Source organism: Ruegeria sp. CDSB113 (assembly GCF_059611045.1).
The window spans coordinates 1-3238 of the sequence record NZ_JBXWOU010000031.1; the positions used below are offsets into that span (position 1 = coordinate 1).

At 63.6% G+C, this 3238-nt stretch carries 2 protein-coding genes; both read left to right on the top strand.

Going from position 1 to position 3238, the window contains the following annotated elements; all coding sequences use genetic code 11:
• The coding region (gene gcvH, locus AC2FIS_RS23090) for a glycine cleavage system protein GcvH (protein WP_496775608.1) at nt 1–270 on the top strand (270 nt) is incomplete at its 5' end.
• Nucleotides 271–382: 112 nt separating this feature from the next.
• Entirely contained in the window at nt 383–3238 is a 2856-nt protein-coding gene (gene gcvP / locus AC2FIS_RS23095; protein WP_496775609.1) for an aminomethyl-transferring glycine dehydrogenase, read from the top strand.

Consider the following 3238-nt stretch of genomic DNA (forward strand, 5'->3'; position numbering starts at 1 on the left):
GACGTGGTGTTCGTGGAGCAGCAGGAAGCAGGCGATGAGTTTGAAAAAGGCGGCGAGATCGGCGTGATCGAATCCGTCAAGGCCGCCTCCGAGCTGTATGCCCCGGTCGATGGCGAGATCACGGAAGTGAACGAAGCGCTGGCCGACAACCCCGGCGCGCTGAACGAAGACCCCGAGGGTGAGGCCTGGATCTACAAGATCAAGATCGCGGATGCCGCGCAGCTGGAAGATCTGATGGATCTGGACGGCTACAAGGCCCTGATCGGGTAAACCCAAACGGCGGGTCCTTTTGCGGATCCGCCCCTTCATCTGGCTAAAAACATCCCCGCCGGAGGCTCCTGCCAGAGCGGCCGGGCGAGACATTCCCTGAGGAGCATGACCTATGGCCTTCAAACTGACTGATTACGAAGCCTATGACTTCGCCAACCGCCGCCATATCGGGCCCAGCCCGACGGAAATGCGCGACATGCTCAAGGTGATTGGCTTCAAGACGCTGGACCAGCTGATCGACGCCACCGTCCCGCCTGCGATCCGGCAGAAAGAGCCGCTGGACTGGGGTCCGGCGATGACCGAACGCGATGCGCTCTTTTACATGAAAGAGGTGGCGAGCAAGAACAAGGTTCTGACCTCGCTGATCGGTCAGGGCTATTACGGCACCACCACGCCGGCGCCGATCCTGCGCAACATCCTGGAAAACCCGGCCTGGTACACCGCCTACACGCCCTATCAGCCCGAGATCAGCCAGGGCCGGCTTGAGGCGCTGCTGAACTTCCAGACCATGGTCAGCGACCTGACCGGGCTGGACGTGGCCAACGCCTCGCTCCTGGACGAAGCCACAGCCGCAGCCGAAGCGATGGCGATGGCCAAGCGCGGCGGGCGGTCAAAGGCCAACAATGCGGCCTTCTTCGTGGACAAGAACTGCCACCCGCAGACCATCGCGGTGATCAAAACCCGCGCCGAGCCTCTGGGCATCGACGTGCAGGTGGCCGACCCGGACACGCTGGACGCGGGATCGGTCTTTGGCGCGATCTTCCAATATCCCGGCACCCACGGCCATGTGCGCGACTTCACCAACGAGATTGCGGCGCTGCATGAGCACAAAGCCATCGCCATCGTCGCCGCCGACATCCTGTCGCTGGCGCTGCTGAAATCTCCCGGTGAGATGGGCGCGGATATTGCCATCGGCTCGACCCAGCGCTTTGGCGTGCCGATGGGCTATGGTGGCCCGCACGCAGCCTATATGGCGACCAGTGACAAGCTGAAGCGGTCGATGCCCGGCCGGATCATCGGCGTGTCGATCGACGCGCGCGGCAACAAGGCTTACCGCCTGGCACTGCAGACCCGCGAGCAACACATCCGCCGCGAGAAAGCCAACTCGAACGTCTGCACCGCGCAGGCGCTGCTGGCCGTCATTGCCTCGATGTATGCCGTGTATCACGGCCCCGACGGCATCAAAGCCATCGCACAATCGGTGCACCGCAAGACCTCGCGTCTGGCCGCCGGTCTGGAAGAGGCGGGCTTTGCCGTCGAGCCGGAGGTGTTCTTCGATACTATCACGGTTGAGGTCGGCCACCTGCAGAATGTCGTGATGGAGGCCGCCGTGGCCCGCGGTGTCAATCTGCGCAAGGTCGGCGACACCAAAGTAGGCATCAGCCTGGACGAACAGACCCGCCCCGAGACCATCGAGGCCGTCTGGGGTGCCTTCGGCATCGATCGCAAGGATGACAGCTCGAACAAGCTTTATCGTCTGCCGGATTATGCGCTGCGCGAAAGCGCCTATCTGACCCACGAGATCTTCCACAAGAACCGGGCCGAGGCCGAGATCACGCGCTACATGCGTCGTCTGGCCGACCGCGACCTGGCGCTGGACCGGGCAATGATCCCGCTGGGGTCGTGCACCATGAAGCTGAACGCCACGATCGAGATGATCCCGGTCACCTGGCCCGAGTTCGGCAATCTGCACCCGTTCTGCCCGCAAGATCAGGCGCAGGGCTATCATGAGATGATTGATGATCTGAACGACAAGCTGTGCCAGATCACCGGCTATGACGCGATCTCGCAGCAGCCCAACTCGGGCGCGCAGGGCGAGTACGCAGGCCTGCTGACCATCCGCAACTATCACGCCGCGCGGGGTGAGGCGCATCGCAATGTCTGCCTGATCCCGACCTCGGCGCATGGCACCAACCCGGCCTCGGCGCAGATGGTGGGCTATCAGGTTGTGCCGGTGCAAGCCGATGACAAGGGCAATATCGATCTGGCCGACTTCCGCGCCAAGGCGGAAAAGCATTCGGACCATCTGGCCGCCTGCATGATCACCTACCCCTCGACCCATGGCGTGTTCGAGACCACCGTTCAGGAGGTCTGCCAGATCACCCATGACCACGGCGGTCAGGTCTATATCGACGGCGCCAACATGAACGCCATGGTCGGTCTCTCGCGCCCCGGCGATATCGGCGGCGACGTCAGCCACCTGAACCTGCACAAGACCTTCTGCATCCCCCATGGCGGTGGCGGCCCCGGCATGGGCCCGATCGGCGTCAAGGCGCATCTGACCGAACACCTGCCGGGTCACCCGGAATACGGCACCGCCGTGGGTCCGGTCTCGGCCGCGCCCTTCGGCTCGCCGTCCATTCTGCCGGTCAGCTGGGCCTATGTGCTGCTGATGGGCGGCGCGGGCCTGACGCAGGCCACGAAAGTGGCAATCCTGAACGCCAACTACATCGCGGCACGCCTGCAGGAGGCCTATCCGATCCTCTACACCTCGGACACGGGCCGGGTGGCGCATGAATGCATCCTGGATACCCGCCCGCTGGACGAGGCGGCGCAGGTCAGCGTTGACGACATCGCCAAGCGTCTGGTCGATTCCGGCTTCCATGCGCCCACCATGTCCTGGCCGGTGGCCGGCACCCTGATGGTCGAGCCCACGGAATCTGAACCCAAGGACGAGCTGGACCGCTTCTGCGACGCCATGCTGTCCATCAGGGCCGAAGCGCAGGACATCATCGACGGCAAGATCGACGCGGAGAACAACCCGCTGAAAAACGCCCCCCACACGGTGCGCGATCTGGTCGGCGACTGGGACCGGCCCTACAGCCGCGAACAGGCCTGCTTCCCCCCAGGATCCATGGGCGTCGACAAATACTGGTCCCCCGTAAACCGCGTCGACAACGCTTACGGCGACAGAAACCTAATCTGCACATGCCCCCCAATGGACGCTTACGAAGAAGCCGCAGAGTAA